Source organism: Frankia canadensis (assembly GCF_900197875.1).
Classification (GTDB): Bacteria; Actinomycetota; Actinomycetes; order Frankiales; family Frankiaceae; genus Frankia; species Frankia canadensis.
In genome coordinates this window covers 1-17453 of the sequence record NZ_FZMO01000046.1, presented here as the reverse complement: position 1 = coordinate 17453, position 17453 = coordinate 1, and the positions used below count along the sequence as shown (strand labels likewise).

Below are 17453 nucleotides of genomic sequence, written 5' to 3'. Positions count from 1 at the left end.
CCTAGCAGGCCGCCGCGGCGCGGATGCGCGACGCACTTCCCGGGGCCCGATGTCGGACAGATGAACGTGAATCCCGGTTCTGGGCGTTCAGGTTTCGGCGGTGTTTCGCCGCGCCGGATTTCGGCGGGTGCTGTCCGAGCTCGGCCGGGCGGGGGCCAGAATGGAGTTACCCGCAATTCACCTGGGTGCGATGGGACGGATACGCCTCCTTCCTAGCGTCCGGGAGACCGCTCGGGTGGGCGGGCGCAGTCGATGGGGGTTTGGTGACAAAAGGTCTGGATCGGCGGGGTTTCCTCCGCCGGGGCATGGGCGTGACCGCGGGAGCGACTCTGCTCTCCGTCGGTGGGGGCGGTCTGCTGGCCGCGTGCGGCAGCGACGACGAGGACTCGAGCTCGAGTGGCTCCGGATCGTTCGGAACGCTCGCCATCCGGCTGTCCTGGATCAAGAACGTCGAGTTCGCTGGCGAGTACATCGCCGACCAGCGCGGCTACTACAAGGCGGCCGGATTCTCCGGCGTCAACCTGATCGCCGGCGGCCCGTCGGCGACGCCGCAGGACACCGACGTCGCGACGGGCAAGGCGTTTATCGGCATCTCCTCGCCGGACATCACCGGAAACGCGATCACCCAGGGTGCGCCGCTGAAGATCATCGGTGCGCAGTACCAGAAGAACCCCTTCGCCATCATGTCGCTGACGAAGAAGCCGATCACCTCCCCGCAGGAGATGCTCGGCAAGAAGATCGGTGTGCAGGCGACGAACGAGTCGGTCTGGACGGCCTTCCTGAAGGCGAACAAGATCGACCCCTCCGCGATCACGAAGGTCCCCGTCGAGTTCGACCCGCTGCCGCTGACCACGGGAACCGTCGACGGCTGGTTCTCGTTCGTCACGAACGAACCGAACTCGCTGCGGGTGAAGGGTTTCGACGTCACCACCTTCCTGCTCGCCGACCACAACTACCCGCTCGTCTCGGAGACCTTCATGGTCAGCGACGAGTCGATCGCGAAGAACCGGGACAAGGTGAAGGCGGCCCTCACCGCGGAGATCCGCGGCTGGAAGGACGCCACCGCCGACCCGGCGCTCGGCGCGAAGCTCGCCGCCACCGTCTACGGCAAGGACCTCGGCCTCGACGAGAAGGAACAGGTGCTGGAGAGCACCGACCAGAACAAACTCATTCTCACCGCGGAGACGAAGAAGAACGGCCTGTTCACCGTCACCGACGAGCTGGTCGAGGAGAACATCGCGACGCTGAAGATCGCCGGCGTCGACCTCACCGCGGACAAGCTCTTCGACCTGTCCATCCTCCGCGAACTGTACAAGGAGAAGCCGGAGTTGATATGAGTGCTGCCCCAGGCTCCGGCTCCGGGGTGAGCGTGGTGGGCCTGCGCAAGGAGTTCCGCCTCGGCCGCAGGACCGTGCACGCGCTGGAGGACGTCACCATCTCCACCGAGGAGGGGTCGTTCCTGACCCTGATCGGACCGTCCGGGTGCGGGAAGTCGACGGTGCTGCGCATCCTCGCCGATCTGGAGGCGCCGAGCGCCGGCGAGGTGCTGGTCCACGGCGAGCATCCGGCCGCCGCCCGGCGCGGCCACCATCTCGGCATCGCGTTCCAGGACGCGGCGCTGCTGCCGTGGCGCTCGGTGGAGGCGAACATCCGCCTGCCGCTGGAGGTCAGCGGCGTGAAGGTGGAACGCTCGGTGATCGCCGACCTGATCAGCCTGGTCGGGCTGACCGGCTTCGAGAAGGCCCGGCCCGCGCAGCTGTCCGGCGGCATGCGCCAGCGCGTCGCGATCGCCCGCGCGCTGGTCGTCGAACCGCGGGTGCTGCTGCTCGACGAGCCCTTCGGCGCGCTCGACGACATGACCCGCCAGCGGCTCAACTTCGAGCTGCTGCGGATCTGGAGCGAGCGTGCCACGACCACGGTGCTTGTCACGCACTCCATCCCCGAGGCGGTGATCCTCTCCGACACGGTCGCGGTGATGAGCGCGCGGCCCGGCCGGATCTCCGCCCTCGTCGACATCGACCTGCCGCGCCCGCGCACCCCGGAGATGCTGCGCTCACCCCGCTTCCACGAACTGCACGACGAGCTGTCCGCCCTGCTCTTCTCCGGCAGTGCGCCCGCCGCGGCGCCAGAGCCGGCGCCGGCGCCGGTGGGCAGCGACGCATGACCGCACGGCCGGCCTGGGTCGGCGGGCTGGTCGGCGTCGTCGGCCTGCTCGCGCTGTGGTGGCTGCTCGCCGTCACCGTCCTGAGTAACGGCGGCGTCGTGCCGACCCCGTGGGAGGTCGTGCGGGCGCTGTGGGACGACCATCGCCTGATGTGGACGTCGGCCCGGGCGACGATCGGCATCGCGCTGAAGGGCTGGCTGATCGGCAACGGGCTGGCCATCGGCCTCGCCGTCGTCTTCTTCGGCGTTCCGGTCGTGGAGCGGGTGCTGCTGCAGATCGGGGTGGCGTCCTACTGCCTGCCGGTGATCGCGATCGGGCCGATCCTGACCACCGTCTTCGACGGCAGCACCCCGCAGATCGCGCTGGCCGGCATCTCGGTGTTCTTCACGACGATGGTCGGCACGCTGCTGGGCCTGCGGGCCGCCGACCCGGCGAGCCTCGACGTGGTGCGGGCCAGCGGCGGCGGGCCGCTGCGCCAGACGCGCCACGTCCGGCTGCGCGCCGCCCTGCCCAGCACCTTCGCCGGGCTGCAGATCGCCGCGCCCGCGGCCGTCCTCGGCGCGATCATCGGTGAGTACCTCGGCGCCGACCGTGGCCTGGGAGTGGCGATGGTCCACTCGCAGCAGGCGCTGGAGGTCCCGCGCACGTGGGCGCTGGCCGTGGTCGCCTCGGCCGTCGCCGGGCTGGGCTACGCGCTGACCGCGCTGGCCGCCCGGCTGCTCACGCCGTGGGCGCCGCGCGGCAACCCGGGCGGTGCCGGATGATCGCCACGGTCGCGTGGCGGCTGGGACGGACGATGCTGTCGGTGGTGGCGTCCGTGGCCGTGATCATCGGGCTCTGGTACGCGTTCATCGCCGTCTTCGACCTGAACTCCCTGGTAGCGAAGGACCCGAAGGCGGTCTGGGACTACCTGTTCACCGCCGAGAAGGCGCCGCGGAGCCGACGGGTGATCCTCGACGGCCTGTGGCGGACCCTCGGTGACGCCGGGATGGGTTACCTGGTGGGCACGGCGGCGGCGATCGTCGTGGCCGTCACGTTCGTGCTGTTCCGCTCGGTCGAGCGGGCGCTGATGCCGGTCGCGCTGACGCTGCGCTCCGTGCCGCTGGTCGCGATGATCCCGCTGCTCACGCTGGTGTTCGGGCGGGGGCTGACCGCCGTCGGGGTGATCGCGGGCATCATCGTGTTCTTCCCGTCGCTGGTGAACCTGGTCTTCGGCCTGCGCTCCGGCCCGCCGGCCGCCGCCGACCTCGTGCTCGCCTACGGCGGCGGCCCGGCGACGGTGCTGCGCAAGGTGTCGCTGCCCAGCGCCCTGCCCGCGCTGTTCGTCTCCGCGCGGATCGCCGTCCCCGGCGCGATCATCGGGGCCCTGCTGGCCGAATGGCTGGCCACCGGCAAGGGCCTCGGCTACTCCATGCAGCGCGCCCAGCAGACCTTCGACTACGGCGGGGTGTGGGCGTCCGTCGTCGTCATCACCGCGGCGAGCATCGCGCTGTACGCGGTCGTCGGCGTCATCGAGGCGATCGTCCTCGCCCGGTATGGCCCGAACTCGGGACGCGGCAGCTAGCGGTGGCCGCGAGGACAAGGACAGCCGCGAGGATGAGGACAAAGGATCACGCGTGAACGTCGCACGCACCAGCCGCGGACCCTGGCTGGCGTCAACAACCCGGTCGACGATCCCGCGCCGCCCACCGGCGGTGCCGGACGCCGGCCGTCCCGTGCCGCCCGCCCAGCCGGCGGGCCGCCCCGAACCCGTCGAGCGGCTGGCCGGTGCTGAGCGGCTGGCCGGTGTGGAGCGGCTGGTGCCGTCGGCCGTCCAGGTGGAGCGGCTGCGCCGGGTGGCCCGCGGCGACGAGGACGCGGATCTCGTCGTGCGCGGCGGGCTGGTCATGGTCGTCCACGACGGCAGCGTGGTCAGCCGGGACATCCTCATCGTCGGGCGGTACATCGCCGCGGTGACGAAGCCAGGGGTGCTGGGCGGACGGCGTTCCCTCGACGCCGCGGGCCGCCACGTGCTGCCCGCCTACGTCGACGCCGGGCTGCGCATCGAGGACACCCTGCTCAGCCCGGGGGAACTGGCCCGGCTCATCGTCCCGCACGGCACCGGCACCCTGCTCGCCGACTCGACCGCGCTCACCGCGCTCGGTGGGACCCGTGCGGTGGAGTTCGCGACCGGCTCCGCGACGCCCCTGCGGATCCTCGCCCGTGCGGGCCGGGCGCCCGCCGGCGCGGGCGGCGGTATCGGACCGTCCGCCACTGGGACGAACGGGCTGTCCGCGCTGGCGGCGGGGGCTGGCGACGGGCTGCGCCAGGCCCTCGCCAGCCCCGTCCGCGCGGGCATCAGAACCGTCGCGGAGCTCGCCACCCACGGCCACGTCGACCATGACGTGCACCTCGCCGTCAGCCAGGGAACCAGCCCGATCGAGGCCATCCGGCGGGCCACCCTGCTACCCGCCCGCGCGCACGGCCTGGAGGCGGTGCTCGGCTCGATCGCCCCCGCGCGGCTCGCCGACCTGCAGGTGGTCGCCGCGCTGGCGGACGCCGCGCCCCCGGACGTCGTCGTCGCCGGCGGCCGCATCGCCGCCGAACGCGGACGGCCGCTGTTCGAGAACGCGGATCCGCCACCGTCCTGGGCGGATGGTCGCGTCCGGCTGCCGGCGGACCTGCACGCCGGTTCCTTCGCCTGCCCCGGCGGGCGCGACGGCAGCGTCGCCGTGGCGAGCATCGACAGTGCTGTTCCGCTGCCCTCGCCCGCGGCGGCGACGCTCGGGCCCGCCGCCGGCACGCGGCCGGCTGCGGCGGCCCGCCATCAGGTCCGCGTGGCGCGGATGGCACCGACCGTCCGCGGTGAGCAGGTCACCGCCGATCCGACCCGTGACCTGCAGAAGGTCGCGGTCTTCTCGAGCCAGACCGGGGACGGCGGTTCGGTCGAGATCGGCCTGCTGCGCGGCTGCGGGCTCGTACGCGGCGCGCTGGGGTTCACCACCGGCCGCGACCCCGGTCAGGTGATCATCATTGGGGTTCGCGACGACGACATGCTGACCGTCGCGCGGGCGATCGAGGGCATGGGTGGCGGCTTCGCCGTCGTCGACCAGGGCTGGGTGCGCGCGGCCTGCCCGCTGCCCCTGCTCGGCCTGATGAGCGACGCCCCCTGGGAGGCGGTGCTCGGCGAACTGGTAGCCGTCGACACGGCCGCCACGGCCCTGGGCTGCACTCTCCCGTCCCCACTGCGCACCCTGGCGTCCCTCGGCCGCCTCCTGCACACCCGTCCCTGAGCGGGGCCCGTCAGGGACGACCGCTGGCCCGCCGCGCCGGCGGCAGGGCAGGACCCGCGTCCGGGATCGCCCATCCCGCCGACGCGTGGGGCCCAGCCGGGCCATGCGCGGCAGGTGCGGGCGTGGCAGGTGCGGGCGTGGCAGGTGCGGGCGTGGCCGGTCCGGTCCGACCGGTGAGCTGGTCGCGGACGTGCGCGGCGCTGTCGCGAAGGTCGCGCCGCACCTGGTCGGTCAGCTGCCAGGTACGGCCGGCGCTGTCGCCGCTGACCTGCACGAGGCCCGCCCGCAGCAGGCCGAACAGCGTCGCCCGGGCATGGGATCGGTCCGTGGTGAGCAGCGCCGCCGCCTCGGCGGTCCGCAGCCGATGGCGGTGGATCAGCGCGGTCAGCAGCTGGAGGTGGGCGCGTCCCAGTGGCTGGCCGAGATGCTCGCGGGCCACGACGTACCGCGCGAAGGCGAGATCGGGGTCGTCGCCGGGCAGCAGGGCGATGACGGCCCGGTCGGTCGACCGCTCGAAGCGCGGCGCGGCGAGACCGTGGCGGAGCTGCTCGGCGATCGCCCGACCGACGCCCCGCCCGGTGCGCTGGGCGATACCGGCCCGCCGGAAGGCGTCCACGAGCAGCGGGTTGCGCGCCACGGGCAGCCCGGACAGCGCGGTGCCGGGACGCGGGTCGACACCCAGGCGGGCCGGATTGGCGATCTGGATGCCGTCCTCGCCCCAGCGGACGTGCACCACGCCCGGGACGGTGTAGTCCCGGTGGGTCAGCGCGTTGGTCAGCAGCTCCCGGAACGCCTGCTCCGAACAGGCGGGGACCTGCACCCGCACGAGCTCGTACCGGACGGCCTGCGTGGCGGTACGGGCGCGGAACCGGGCGAGCAGCTCCTCGGCCAGCCGGAACAGCGGCCAGTGGAAGAAGTCGTTGACCTCGGCGACCTCGCCCCGCAGTACCTGCATCGCCACCTCGTGGAACGGCAGGTGCCACCGGATCGCCTCCGGCCGGCCGAACAGCAGCAGCGCCTCGGGCAGCAACGCGCCCTGCGCCGACGCCACCCCGAGCGCGACGGCCAGCTCCCGGTCGGCGAGCCCCGCGAGGCTCGCCTCGGCACGCCGACCCGACGCGCTCACCAGCCGGCGGAACCGCTCGAACTCCCGCGGATCGAGATCGGCCCAGACCGCCCCGCTCCCCAGCTCCGTCATGAAGTCCTGCCTCCCGGCCCGCATCGGCGATCTCCATCGTAGGTTGCGCGCCGAGCCGTTGAGCTGGGAAGTCAGCGCCTTGCCTGTCGGATATCCGCCGTTCGCCGGGCGACGCGGCGCTCCCGGGCCGTCGCGGGAGTGTGCCGGTCGACCAGGGCGGCCAGGGCGCGGCGCAGGGCGACTCCCGCCGCGTCGGCGCGGATGCTCACCTCCTCGGCGGGCTCGCCGTCGTCGCCGAGCAGGGGGAGCCCGTCGAGGTCGAAGCGTTCCTGCAGAGCCAGGTCCTCGTCGAGGACGCGCTGCTCGAAGCGGGCGGCCTCGGCCAGCCGGTCCGCGTCGCCCCCGAGATCGTCGCGCAGCACCCGGGTGTAGACGCGGGTGGCGCCGGAGTCCTCGGGTTGCAGGCAGAACAGGATGCTGGTGATCGTGCCGGCGTCCGGGTACTCCATCCGCAGGCGGAGCATGAACGGCGGCCGGTAGACGTAGGTCGTCCAGCGGCGCTGGACGAGGGGGTGCTCGCCCGTCGCGACCAGGGGATCCTCCGGATTGGCCACCACCTGCTCGAGCTGGACCACGAAGCCGTCGCCGTCGGGGGTGACCCGGTAGGGCGGGACGGCGGTGTCCTCGCCGGCGCCGATCGTGTCCGCGTGCACGAACGGGAAGTGCGCGGTGTCCAGGAAGTTGTCGGCCAGCAGGCCGGCGCACGCGGTGGTGCGGGTCGGCTCGAGCCACACCGAGTCGAAGCCGGTCGAGTGCTCCTCGGGCAGCTCGATCAGCTCGGCCACCGGCTCCCGCGGCGCGATCCAGACCAGGCCATGCCGCTCGGTGACCCCCCAGGCGGGGACCGCCCTGGCCCGTCTGGGCGGTGGCGTGCCAGGGCCGAGAGCGGGCACCGTCGTGCACTCGCCGGACGCGACGAACCGCCACCCGTGGTAGCCGCAGACCAGCTCGTCCGCGTCCACCCGGCCGGCGGACAACGGGGCGAGCCGGTGCGGGCACCGGTCGGCGAAGGCGGCCAGCCTGTCGTCCAGCCGGGCGACCACCCAGGGCTCCCCGAGCAGGCGCACGGCCACCGGCTCGTCGCCGACCTCCGTCGAGCGGGCCACCGGATGCCAGCCATGGCGCAGCGCGGGAGTGGTGTTCCTCAGACGACGTGACATGCCCACCTCGCTCGTCGGTCCCCTCCTGTCCCGGTCCCCTCCTGTATCGCACAGTCGCGCGACGCGGACACGACCGATCCGGCCAAAGGGGGACAAGGGCCCCTACCCCGAGAAAAACGTCTTCGTGTTTCCTCGCGACGCCGAGCATGTAACACTGGGTGACGACGATGCGACGAACATCAACGTAACGTTCCGCCTCTAGTGTCGGATGCCATGCACTCCTCGCCCGCTCGCCCCGCGTCGGCGATGTACCGCCCGCGCACGGTGGGGGAGGCGGTGGACATGCTCGCCGGCGCCCGCGAGTCCGGTACCGAGGTCGTCCTGCTCTCCGGTGGGACGGACCTGGTGCCCGCGCTGCGCTCCGGCGAGCGCCGCGCGGACGCCGTCGTCGCCCTGCGGCGGGTGCAGGAACTGCGCGTGCGCGGCGCCGGCGCCGACAGTCTGACCGTCGGCGCCGGCGTGACCTACACCGATCTCGTCGGCTGGTCCCTGTCGCCGGGGCTCGCCCGGACCGCCCGGGTCGTCGGGTCCGTGCAGATCCGCAACACCGGCACGGTCGGCGGAGCCCTCGGCTCGGCCCGGCCGGCCGGCGACCTGCTGACGTTCCTCACCGCCGCCGACGCGGAGGTGCTCACCGCCTCGCCGAGCGGGCCCGCTCGGCTGCCGCTCGCCCGCTTCCTCGCCGGCGGCCCCGCACCAGGTGCCGTGGTCACCGCGGTGCGCCTGGCCCGACCGGGCGGTCCGCAGACCTACCTCAAGATCGGCGGACGGCAGGCGGCCTTCCCCGCCGTCGTCTCCTGCGCCGTCCTCGTCGACCGGCTACGCCGCAGCCTGACCTGCGCGATCGGGGGAGTAGGCCGGCTGCCGGCCCGGATGGAGGAGGCCGAGAGCGCCGCCGCGGGCGACATCGACTGGGCAACCGGGACGGCGTCACCCGCCGCGGCCCGCCGTTTCGCCGACCTGGTGACCGCGGCGGCCGCCCGGATCGCGCCGGCCCTGCCCGTCGGCCCGCGGGAGTCGGCCGAGTACCGCTGGCACGCGGCGGGCGTGCTCGCCGGCCGCGCGTTCACCCGCTGCCTGCTCCCCGCCGCGACACCGGATGAGCCGACGTGAGTGGCGGGGAGACCTACCGGCTGCACGTCGACGGGTTCCCGCGCACGGTCAGCGGTGCCTGGATCGGGGACTCGCTGCTGACGGTGCTGCGTGACGCCCTCGGCGTGACGGCGGTCAAGGACGCCTGCGAGCAGGGGCGGTGCGGCGCCTGCTCGGTGCTGCTCGACGGCCGGCTCGCGGCGTCGTGCACGGTGCTCGCCGCCGACGCGGACGGGGCCCGGGTCGTCACCGTCGCCGGGCTCGGGACCGTCGGGCTCGCCCGCGCGGTGCGGGCGACGTTTCTCGCCGAGGGGGCCGTGCAGTGCGGCTTCTGCACGCCCGGTTTCGTCGTCGCGGTGACGGACCTGCTCACCCGCCGGCCGGACGCCGACGCGGACGAACTGCGTGAGGCGCTGGCCGGCAACATCTGCCGCTGCACCGGCTACGGCCGGATCATCGCCGCCGTCCAGGCCGTCCAGCGCGACAGGGCCGTCCAACGAGACAGGGACGCACGGTGAGCGGCGGCGTCGGCGCGTCCGCCCGCCGCCCGGACGGCCCGGCGAAGGTGGCCGGGACGTTCCCCTACGCCGGGGACCTGCGGGTCCCGGGAATGCTGCACGGGCGGACCCTGCGCTGCCCACACCCGCGGGCGCGGATCCGCCGCGTCGACACCGCGACGGCCCGCCAGCTGCCGGGCGTCGCGGCCGTCGTGACCGCCGCAGACGTGCCCGGCGTCGCCACCTACGGGCTGATCATCGCCGACCAGCCCGTCTTCGCCGCGACCGAGGCCCGCTACGCCGGGGAGCCGGTGGCCGCGGTGGCCGCCGTCGACGCCCGTACCGCCCGCCGCGCCCTCGCGGCGATCGAGGTCGACTACGAGCCGTTGCCGCCCCACACCGATCCCGCGCTCGCGCTCGCCCCGGACACGCCTCGCCTGCACCCGGCAGGCAACCTCTACCGCGAGATCGACGTTCGCCACGGCGACCCCGACCGCGACGGTCCGGTGGTGATCGAGGACCACTACGTCGTCGGCATGCAGGACCAGGCGTTCCTCGCACCCGAGGCGGCCCTCATCACCCCGGCGGCGGACGGTGGCGTCGACCTGCGGGTCGCCACCCAGTGGCTGCACTCCGACCGCGAGCAGCTCGCCGCCTGCCTGGCCCTGCCGGAGGATCTCGTCCGGCTCACCCTGGCCGGGGTGGGGGGCGCGTTCGGCGGGCGCGAGGACATCACCCTGCAGATCCACGGGGCGCTGCTGGCCCGGGCAGCGGGGGCGCCGGTCCGGATCGCCTACGACCGGGTCGAGTCGTTCCTCGGCCATCCCCACCGTCATCCCGCCCGCATGTGGTTCCGGCACACCGCCACCCGTGCCGGCGATCTGGTCAGCGTCCAGGCCCGTCTGGTCCTCGACGGCGGCGCCTACGCGTCGTCGTCCCCGGCGGTGCTGGCCAACGCGGTCACCCACGCGGCCGGTCCGTACCGGGTGCCCCACGCGCGGCTGCACGGGGTGGTGGTGCGGACCAACAACCCGCCCTGCGGGGCCATGCGCGGGTTCGGCGTTCCGCAGGTGACCATCGGCCACGAGGCCCAGTTGGACCGGCTGGCGGACGCTGTCGGCCTGGACCCCGTCGAGCTGCGCGTGCGCAACGCCATCTGCCCGGGCGACATCCTGCCGACCGGCCAGGTGATGGGCGGCCCGCTACCCGCCCGGGAACTCATCCAGCTCGTCGCCGCCCGACCCCTGCCCCCGTCACCGACGGCTGGCCCAGCCGGCCCGACGGGCCTCACCCTGCCCGGCGGCCTGCCCGCCGCCGCCGACCCGAGCCGGGTGCGTCGCGGCGTCGGATACGCCCTTGCCTACAAGAACCTGCTGTTCTCCGAGGGCATGGACGACTCCTCCGTGGCTCGCGTCCGCCTCGACCTCGCCGCCGACGGCACCCCGCGGGCCAGCATCCACAGCGCCTGCGCCGAGGTCGGCCAGGGGTTCGTCGCCATCGCCGAGCAGATCGCCCGCACCGAGCTCGGCGTCGACCAGGTCGTGCTGCGCCCGGCGGACACCGCGATCGGTAGCGCCGGCTCCACCAGTGCGTCCCGCCAGACCTGGATGAGCGGCGGGGCGGTGCGCGGAGCGTGCGTCGCGGTCGCCGACCGCCTGCTGGCCCGCGTGGCCCGCACCGCCGGACTGCCAGCGCGGGTCGTCGAGGCGCCCGGGGCAAGCCTGCGCATCACCGCGGGACGGATCGTGGGCGCCGAGGCGGGCCTGCGCCTCACGCTGGCCGACGCGCTCGCCGCCGGCCCGGTCGAGGCCGAGTTCACCTTTCACCACCGGCGCACCACCGCGCTCGACGCCGCCGGCCAGGGGGATCCGCACGTCGCCTTCGCCGCCGCCGCGCATCGGGCCGTCGTCGACGTCGACCTCGACCTGGGGCTGGTCCGGGTCGTGTCGATGGCGCTGGCCCAGGACTGCGGCACCGTGCTCAACCCGCTGGCGCTGCGCGGCCAGGTCGAGGGCGGCACCGCGCAGGGCCTGGGCCTGGCCGTGATGGAGGAGCTGGTCACCGACGGCGGGCGGGTGACGAACCCGACCTTCCACGACTACCTGCTGCCCACCGCCGCCGACGTCCCCGACCTGGACTTCGTGGCCGTCACCGAGCCACAGCCGGAAGCCCCGTACGGGGTGAAGGGTGTCGGTGAGGCCCCCACCTGCACGGCGACGCCGGCGATCGTCGCGGCGATCCGGGCGGCGGTGGGCCGCGACCTGCGCCGCGTCCCCGTCCGCCCGCAGGACCTCGTTGATCTGGAAAACCCTGTCGACCTGCCTGGCGCCCCTGGAGGTGACCCGCCAGCATGAGCGACTCCGCCCCTTCTGGCCCTGCCCTGGCTGATTCCCGCCTGGCACTGCCCCGCCTGGCACTCTCCCGCCTGGCACTGCCCCGCCTGGCACTGCCCGAGCGCCCGCGGGTCCTGCGCTCGCGCCGGGTCATCCTCCCCGACGGCGAGCGTCCCGCGGCGGTACACGTCGAGGCCGGCCGGATCACGGCGGTCACGGTGCTGACCGAGGCGCCGGCGGGGGTGCCGGTGACCGACCTCGGCGACCTCGTGCTGATGCCGGGCGTCGTCGACAGCCACGTGCACGTCAACGAGCCCGGCCGCACCGAGTGGGAGGGATTCGCCACCGCGACCCGGGCGGCGGCCGCCGGCGGCGTCACCACGATCATCGACATGCCGCTGAACGCGATCCCGCCGACGACGTCGCTCGCCGCCCTCGAGGCCAAGCGGGCCGCGGCCGCCGGGCAGATCGCCGTCGACGTGGGTTTCTGGGGCGGCATCATCGGCGCCGACACCCGCCGCCAGCGCGACCTCGCCGCGCTGCACGACGCCGGCGTCTTCGGATTCAAGGCGTTCCTGGCCCCGTCCGGGGTCGAGGAGTTCCCGCACGTGTCGATGGACGTCCTGGCCGCCGCCGTCGGGCACACCGCCCGCATGGGCGCCCTCACCGTCGTGCACGCCGAGTCGCCCACGGTCCTCGCCGCGGCCCCGCCGGTGGTCGGCCGGGCGTTCGCGAGCTGGCTGGCCTCCCGGCCACCGGCCGCGGAGAAGCGGGCGGTGGCGGGACTCGCGGCGCTGTCCGCGGCGACCGGCGCCCGGCTGCACGTGCTGCACCTGTCCGCCGCGGACGCGCTCGACGACGTCCTGGCCGCCCGGGTGGAGGGACTGCCGCTGAGCGTCGAGACCTGCCCGCACTACCTGACCTTCACCGCCGAGGAGGTGCCCGACGGCGCCACCGTGTTCAAGTGCGCCCCACCCATCCGGGGCCGGACGAACCAGGACCGGCTGTGGGACGCGCTCGCCGAGGGACTGTTCGCCGGCGTCGTCACCGACCACTCCCCGTCGACGCCGGCGGTCAGGCAGATCGACACCGGCGACTTCGCCGCCGCCTGGGGCGGGATCGCGTCCGTGCAGATCGGGCTGCCCGCCGTGTGGACGGGGGCCCGCGCGCGTGGCCACAGCCTCGCCGACGTGGTCCGCTGGATGTGCACGGGACCGGCGGACCTCGCCGGCCTGCGCGCCAAGGGCCGGATCGCGGTGGGCGCCGACGCCGACCTCGTCGTCCTCGACCCGGACGCGTCGTTCGTCGTCGAACCAGCCATGCTGCACCACCGCCACCCGCTGACCCCCTACGCGGGCCGCAGCCTGACCGGACTGGTCCAGGCGACCTACCTCCGGGGGGTGCGCGCCGACGGCAACCGTCCGCCCCGCGGACGGCTGCTCGCCCGATGAGGGACGTATCACCCGATGAGAGACGTACTCTTTGCGTCCCGCAAACGCGGTGCCCCATCCTGTCCCCGCGGGGCCCGTGCCGCCACCCGTCTGACCGAGAGGGATTCTGATGAGTGACCAGCCCGATCTGACCAACCTTGCCGATCTGGCGGCGGCCCGGTTCGGTGGCACGGTCGTGGCCGTCAACGATGAGTTCTTCGCGTTCGCCGAGCGGATGCTGCTGCCCGAGGCGCCCGTGGTCCGGCCGGGCGTGTTCACCGAGCGCGGCCAGTGGACGGACGGCTGGGAGACCCGCCGTCGCCGCGACCTGCCCGGGGCTGACTGGGCCATCGTCCGCCTGGGCTCGCCCGGCATCGCCCGGGCGATCACCGTCGACACCACCCACTTCACCGGCAACGCGCCGGAGGCCGTCACGATCCACGGGGCGACGCTCGCCGGCTACCCCTCGGCGGCCGAGGCGGCCGACCCCGCCGTCGACTGGGTCGAACTCGTGCCGCGCACCCCGGTGACCGCCGACGCCGCCAACGTCCTGCCCGTGGCCGAGCACGGCCTGACCCGCATCACCCACCTGCGGCTCACGATCCACCCGGACGGCGGCGTCGCCCGGCTGCGCGTGCACGGCACGGTCGTGCCGGATCCCCGGCTGCTCGACCATGTCACCTCCGACCTCGCCGCCGCCGACCTGGGCGGGGTTGTCGTCGCGGCCAGCGACATGCACTATGGCGACCGCCACAACCTCAACGCCTCCGGTGATGCCCGGGCGATGGGGGAGGGCTGGGAGACCCGCCGCCGCCGCGGCACGGGGCACGACTGGGCGGTGGTGCGCCTGGTCACCCAGGGCCTGATCGTGCGGGCTGAGGTCGACACCAGCCACTTCCGCGGCAACGCCCCCCGGGCCGTCGAGCTGTGGGCGGCCGACTACCCGGACCTGCTCGACCCCGACGACGTCAGCGCCATCGGCGACTGGTTCCCGCTCCTGCCGCGCACCCGGGTGCAGCCCAACACCCGCCACCTGTTCGACCTGGAGGTTCCCGTCCAGGCCACCCATGTGCGCATCGACGCCATCCCCGACGGCGGCCTCGCCCGGCTGCGCCTGACCGGCCTGCCGACGTCGACCGGGCGGGAGTCGCTCGCCATGCGCTGGTTCGACGCGCTGTCCCCGGAAGCCGCGATCGAGGAGCTGCTGGCCTGCTGCGGTTCCGAGGACTGGGCCGCCGCAGTGGTGGAGCGCCGCCCGTTCGGCACCCTGGCCGGGCTGCTGCCCGCCGCCGAGCAGGAATGGTGGGCGCTGCCCGAGCCGGCCTGGCTGGAGGCGTTCACCGCGCACCCCCGGATCGGCGAGCGCCCCACCCGCACCCCGGCGCCGCCGACGACCGCCCGGGCCTCGCTCGTCTCCCTCGACGCCCCCCGGCGGGAGCAGGCGGCGATGGACGAGGCGTCCGACGAGATCAGGGCCGCCTTCGCCGCCGGCAACGCCGAGTACGAGGACCGTTTCGGCTACATCTTCCTGGTCCGGGCGGCGGGCCGCACCGCCGAGGAGATGCTCACGGTGCTCCACGAGCGGATGACCCACGGCCCGGCCGAGGAACTGCGGATCGCCGCAGGCCAACAGGCCGAGATCACCGCCCTGCGCATCCGCCACCTGATCACCGGCGCCTGATCACCGGAGGGAGGGGCTGATGGGCCTGTCCACCCATGTGCTGGACACCGCGGCGGGACGTCCCGCCGCGGGCGTACCAGTCCGCCTTGAACGCGGCCTGCCCCCGCAACAGGCTGCCTCCCCGGAACAGGCTGGCGTCTGGACGGCCGTCGCGTCCGGGGTCACCGACGCCGACGGCCGGCTCGCGGGCCTGCCGCTGACCGCGCCCGGCCGCTGGCGGCTCGTCTTCGACACCCACGCGCGCTCGGCGTTCTTCCCCGAGGTGACGATCACGTTCGCGGTCACCGACCCGGCCGAGCACCATCACGTCCCGCTGCTGCTAGCGCCGTTCGGCTACTCGACCTACCGGGGCAGCTGACCGGTCAACCGTCGGCCCGGACGAACTCGGGCTGGTCGAGCAGCCGCAGCCAGGTGCCGTCCGGCTGGCGACGGGCGACCTGCGCGCGGGCGCCGGCGCCATCCCGGGCCACCGTGGATGTCAGCGCGACGTCGCCGTGAACCAGGGTGGGCAGCGGCGCCTCGGGCTCGAAGCGTGGCGCGTCCGCGAGCACCTTCTCCCACAGCGCCCGGATGGCGTCGCGCCCCACGGTCTGGCCACCTGGCGGGTACGCCATGACGGCGTCACGCTCGTAGAGCTCCGCGATGCCGGCGGCGTCCCCGGCGTTCGCCCGCTCGACGAACAGCCTGGTCAGATCCTCAGGCGTGCGGGCGCCCTCGTGCTCGGTCATCCTCGACTCCTTCTTCCGTTCCGGTCAGTGTGCTGTGCCGCCAGTCTCGCCAGCGGGAGACGTAGTAGTCCAACAGATGATTCTGATGGGATCTAGAATCCCGGATTATGGAACTGCGCCAGCTGGAGTACTTCATCGCCGTCGCCGAGGAGGCGAACTTCACCCGTGCCGCGCAGCGGGTGCGCATCAGCCAGTCGGGGGTCAGCGCCCAGGTCCGCGTACTGGAACATGAGCTGGGCGCGCTCCTGATCGACCGCTCGGGCCGCAGCGCGACGTTGACGCCCGCGGGCGTTGCGGCGCTGGAGCACGCCCGGGCGGCGCTGGCGGCCGTCGGCGCCGTGCGGGCGGCCGTCGACGAGGTGAACGGTCTGATCAGGGGCCGGATCGTGGTGGGCATGGTCGCGTCCTGCACGTTCGAGCCGCTGTTCGACGCGCTCGCCTCCTTCCACGCCGAACATCCCGGCATCGAGATCACCCTGACGGAGGACAGCTCCGACCGACTTCTCGACCAGGTCCGCGCCGGGTCGCTGGGCCTGGCCCTGGTCGGCACGCCCGCTGACGCGCCACTCCTGTCCGGGGCTGGCACCATGTCCGGGGCGGGCGCCCTGCCCGAGCCGCGGGCGGTGTCCGGGCCGCGGGCGATGCCCGTCGTCGCGGAGCCGCTGGTCGCCGCGGTCGCGCCCGCTCACCCGTTGGCCGTCCGGTCCAGCCTGCGCGTCGGTGATCTGGTGCCCTATCCCATCGCCTGCCTGCCGACCGGCACCGGCGTGCGGGCGGTGTTCGACCGGGCCTGTGCGGCCGCCGGCGAGCGCCCGCGCGTGACGCTGGAGGCCGCGGCGCCGACGGCTGTCGCCGAGCTCGCGGCCCGCGGCCTCGGCGTCGCCGTCCTGTCGGCGTCGATGGTGGACGATCAGCCCGACCGGCTGCGCAGCATGCCGATCGAGGACGTCCCCACCCTCGCCGCCCTCGCCCTCGTCTGGGGCGACACCCACGACCCGGCACTACGAGTGCTCATCCGCCACTGCCACCGCCGCTTCGCCCAGCCGACGTCAACCGCCCGGCCGACGTCGCGCTAAGCCGGCACTTCGGTACCAGGACGACGAGCTCATGGCGGTCGCCCAGTGGATGCTGGCGCGCAGTGGCCTTCTCATAGATCAGCGCACGTCCGCGCCTTGGCCTCCACCTCCACCGTCGAGGTTGCGGATGAGTGCGTCGAGGTCGTGGGTGGTGAGGGTGGGTGATGTGGCGGTGATGGGGGTGCCATCGGCCCGGGTGGCGTAGACGGTGTTGCGGCCCGATCGGTGCAGGGTGATGTGCTGGTCGTGGATGGTTTTGTGGTGTCGGCTGCAGAGCAGGAGCAGGTTTTCGATGTCGGTGGTTCCTCCTTGTTCCCAGCTGATGGCGTGGTGGGTTTGGAGCCATCGGGTGCGCTGGCAGCCGGGGTAGCGGCAGTGTCCGCGGTCGCGGAGGTGGACGGCGTCGCGGAGGCGGTTGGTGGGGAAGCGTCGTCGTCTGCCGAGGTGCAGCGGGTTGCCGTGCTGGTCGGTGTGGAGGTCGCGGAGGTAGGTGTCGCAGCCGAGGCGTTCGAGGACGGTGGCGGGTAGTCCGATGTGGGGGCCGAGGATGCCGCCGAGGGTGCCTTGTATGCGTCCTGCCGTTTGTTGACGGTCCTCACTTCCTGGGCCGCCGCTGTCGCCGTCCTCGCTGTCGATGTCATCGCCGTCGGTGTGGTCGTTGTCGGCGGTGTCGTGCGGGGGGTCCTCGTTCTTGCTGTTCTGGCTGGTGCTGGTGCTGGTGCTGGTGCTGGTGCTGGTGGGGGTGGTGGTTTCGAGGTGGATGTTGAGGGCGGTGTGGAGGTCGCGGAGGTAGGTGTCGCAGCCGAGGCGTTCCGTTCTGGC

16 protein-coding genes are annotated in these 17453 nt (G+C 73.8%); 12 read left to right on the top strand and 4 right to left on the bottom strand.

The window, feature by feature from the left end; all coding sequences use genetic code 11:
- Positions 1–305: 305 nt before the first annotated feature.
- From C1A33_RS05555 to C1A33_RS05535, 5 genes are read left to right on the top strand one after another with little or no spacing between them, the layout of a single operon-like run.
- On the top strand, positions 306–1337 hold the full coding sequence (locus C1A33_RS05555; RefSeq protein WP_101830441.1) for an ABC transporter substrate-binding protein: 1032 nt from the start codon (positions 306–308) through the stop codon (positions 1335–1337).
- Positions 1334–2164 carry an ABC transporter ATP-binding protein gene (locus C1A33_RS05550; RefSeq protein ID WP_101830440.1) on the top strand — a complete coding sequence of 277 codons (831 nt, stop codon included), beginning with the start codon at positions 1334–1336 and terminating at the stop codon, positions 2162–2164. Before C1A33_RS05555 ends, C1A33_RS05550 begins: the two co-directional genes overlap by 4 nt.
- The gene (locus C1A33_RS05545; protein WP_101830439.1) at positions 2161–2928 is read left to right on the top strand and encodes an ABC transporter permease; all 768 of its coding nucleotides are present in this window, start codon (positions 2161–2163) and stop codon (positions 2926–2928) included. Before C1A33_RS05550 ends, C1A33_RS05545 begins: the two co-directional genes overlap by 4 nt.
- Positions 2925–3728 carry an ABC transporter permease gene (locus tag C1A33_RS05540; protein ID WP_101830478.1) on the top strand — a complete coding sequence of 268 codons (804 nt, stop codon included), beginning with the start codon at positions 2925–2927 and terminating at the stop codon, positions 3726–3728. The genes C1A33_RS05545 and C1A33_RS05540 overlap by 4 nt, the downstream gene beginning before the upstream one ends.
- Positions 3729–3780: 52 nt before the next feature.
- Positions 3781–5436: an adenine deaminase C-terminal domain-containing protein gene (locus C1A33_RS05535; RefSeq protein WP_243407223.1), complete on the top strand. Its 1656-nt coding sequence runs from the start codon at positions 3781–3783 to the stop codon at positions 5434–5436.
- A 10-nt stretch (positions 5437–5446) separates the two neighbouring features.
- Here the strand turns inward: C1A33_RS05535 and C1A33_RS05530 are convergent, their stop codons facing one another.
- Together C1A33_RS05530 and C1A33_RS05525 are read right to left on the bottom strand one after the other, a co-directional pair.
- Positions 5447–6634, bottom strand: a complete 1188-nt coding sequence (locus tag C1A33_RS05530) for an ATP-binding protein (RefSeq protein ID WP_101830477.1) — start codon at positions 6632–6634, stop codon at positions 5447–5449.
- Positions 6635–6705: 71 nt separating this feature from the next.
- Positions 6706–7794, bottom strand: coding sequence for an aromatic ring-hydroxylating oxygenase subunit alpha (locus C1A33_RS05525; RefSeq protein ID WP_101830476.1), 1089 nt, complete (start codon positions 7792–7794; stop codon positions 6706–6708).
- A 213-nt stretch (positions 7795–8007) separates the two neighbouring features.
- Between C1A33_RS05525 and C1A33_RS05520 the strand changes: the two genes are divergently transcribed.
- The 6 genes from C1A33_RS05520 (at position 8008) to uraH (ending at position 15185) form a co-directional block, all read left to right on the top strand.
- Complete coding sequence (locus tag C1A33_RS05520; protein WP_101830475.1) at positions 8008–8907, top strand: FAD binding domain-containing protein; 900 nt, start codon at positions 8008–8010, stop codon at positions 8905–8907.
- Positions 8904–9404: a (2Fe-2S)-binding protein gene (locus tag C1A33_RS05515; RefSeq protein WP_101830437.1), complete on the top strand. Its 501-nt coding sequence runs from the start codon at positions 8904–8906 to the stop codon at positions 9402–9404. The genes C1A33_RS05520 and C1A33_RS05515 overlap by 4 nt, the downstream gene beginning before the upstream one ends.
- Positions 9401–11737 (top strand): xanthine dehydrogenase subunit D, encoded by a 2337-nt coding sequence (gene pucD / locus C1A33_RS05510; protein WP_101830436.1) that lies wholly within the window; start codon positions 9401–9403, stop codon positions 11735–11737. Before C1A33_RS05515 ends, pucD begins: the two co-directional genes overlap by 4 nt.
- Positions 11734–13167 (top strand): allantoinase AllB, encoded by a 1434-nt coding sequence (gene allB, locus C1A33_RS05505; RefSeq protein WP_101830435.1) that lies wholly within the window; start codon positions 11734–11736, stop codon positions 13165–13167. The genes pucD and allB overlap by 4 nt, the downstream gene beginning before the upstream one ends.
- Before the next feature lie 109 nt (positions 13168–13276).
- Positions 13277–14827, top strand: coding sequence for an allantoicase (locus C1A33_RS05500; RefSeq protein WP_101830434.1), 1551 nt, complete (start codon positions 13277–13279; stop codon positions 14825–14827).
- A 19-nt stretch (positions 14828–14846) separates the two neighbouring features.
- Positions 14847–15185, top strand: a complete 339-nt coding sequence (gene uraH, locus C1A33_RS05495) for a hydroxyisourate hydrolase (protein ID WP_101830433.1) — start codon at positions 14847–14849, stop codon at positions 15183–15185.
- Between the two features lie 4 nt (positions 15186–15189).
- Here uraH and C1A33_RS05490 read toward each other — a convergent pair whose 3' ends face one another.
- The gene (locus C1A33_RS05490) at positions 15190–15555 is read right to left on the bottom strand and encodes a YybH family protein (protein WP_101830432.1); all 366 of its coding nucleotides are present in this window, start codon (positions 15553–15555) and stop codon (positions 15190–15192) included.
- Between the two features lie 107 nt (positions 15556–15662).
- On the opposite strand from C1A33_RS05490, the gene C1A33_RS05485 reads away from it, so the two are divergent.
- Positions 15663–16631 (top strand): LysR family transcriptional regulator, encoded by a 969-nt coding sequence (locus tag C1A33_RS05485; RefSeq protein WP_101830431.1) that lies wholly within the window; start codon positions 15663–15665, stop codon positions 16629–16631.
- 78 nt (positions 16632–16709) lie between these two features.
- Here C1A33_RS05485 and C1A33_RS05480 read toward each other — a convergent pair.
- The coding region (locus C1A33_RS05480; protein ID WP_207770175.1) for an HNH endonuclease at positions 16710–17453 on the bottom strand (744 nt) is incomplete at its 5' end.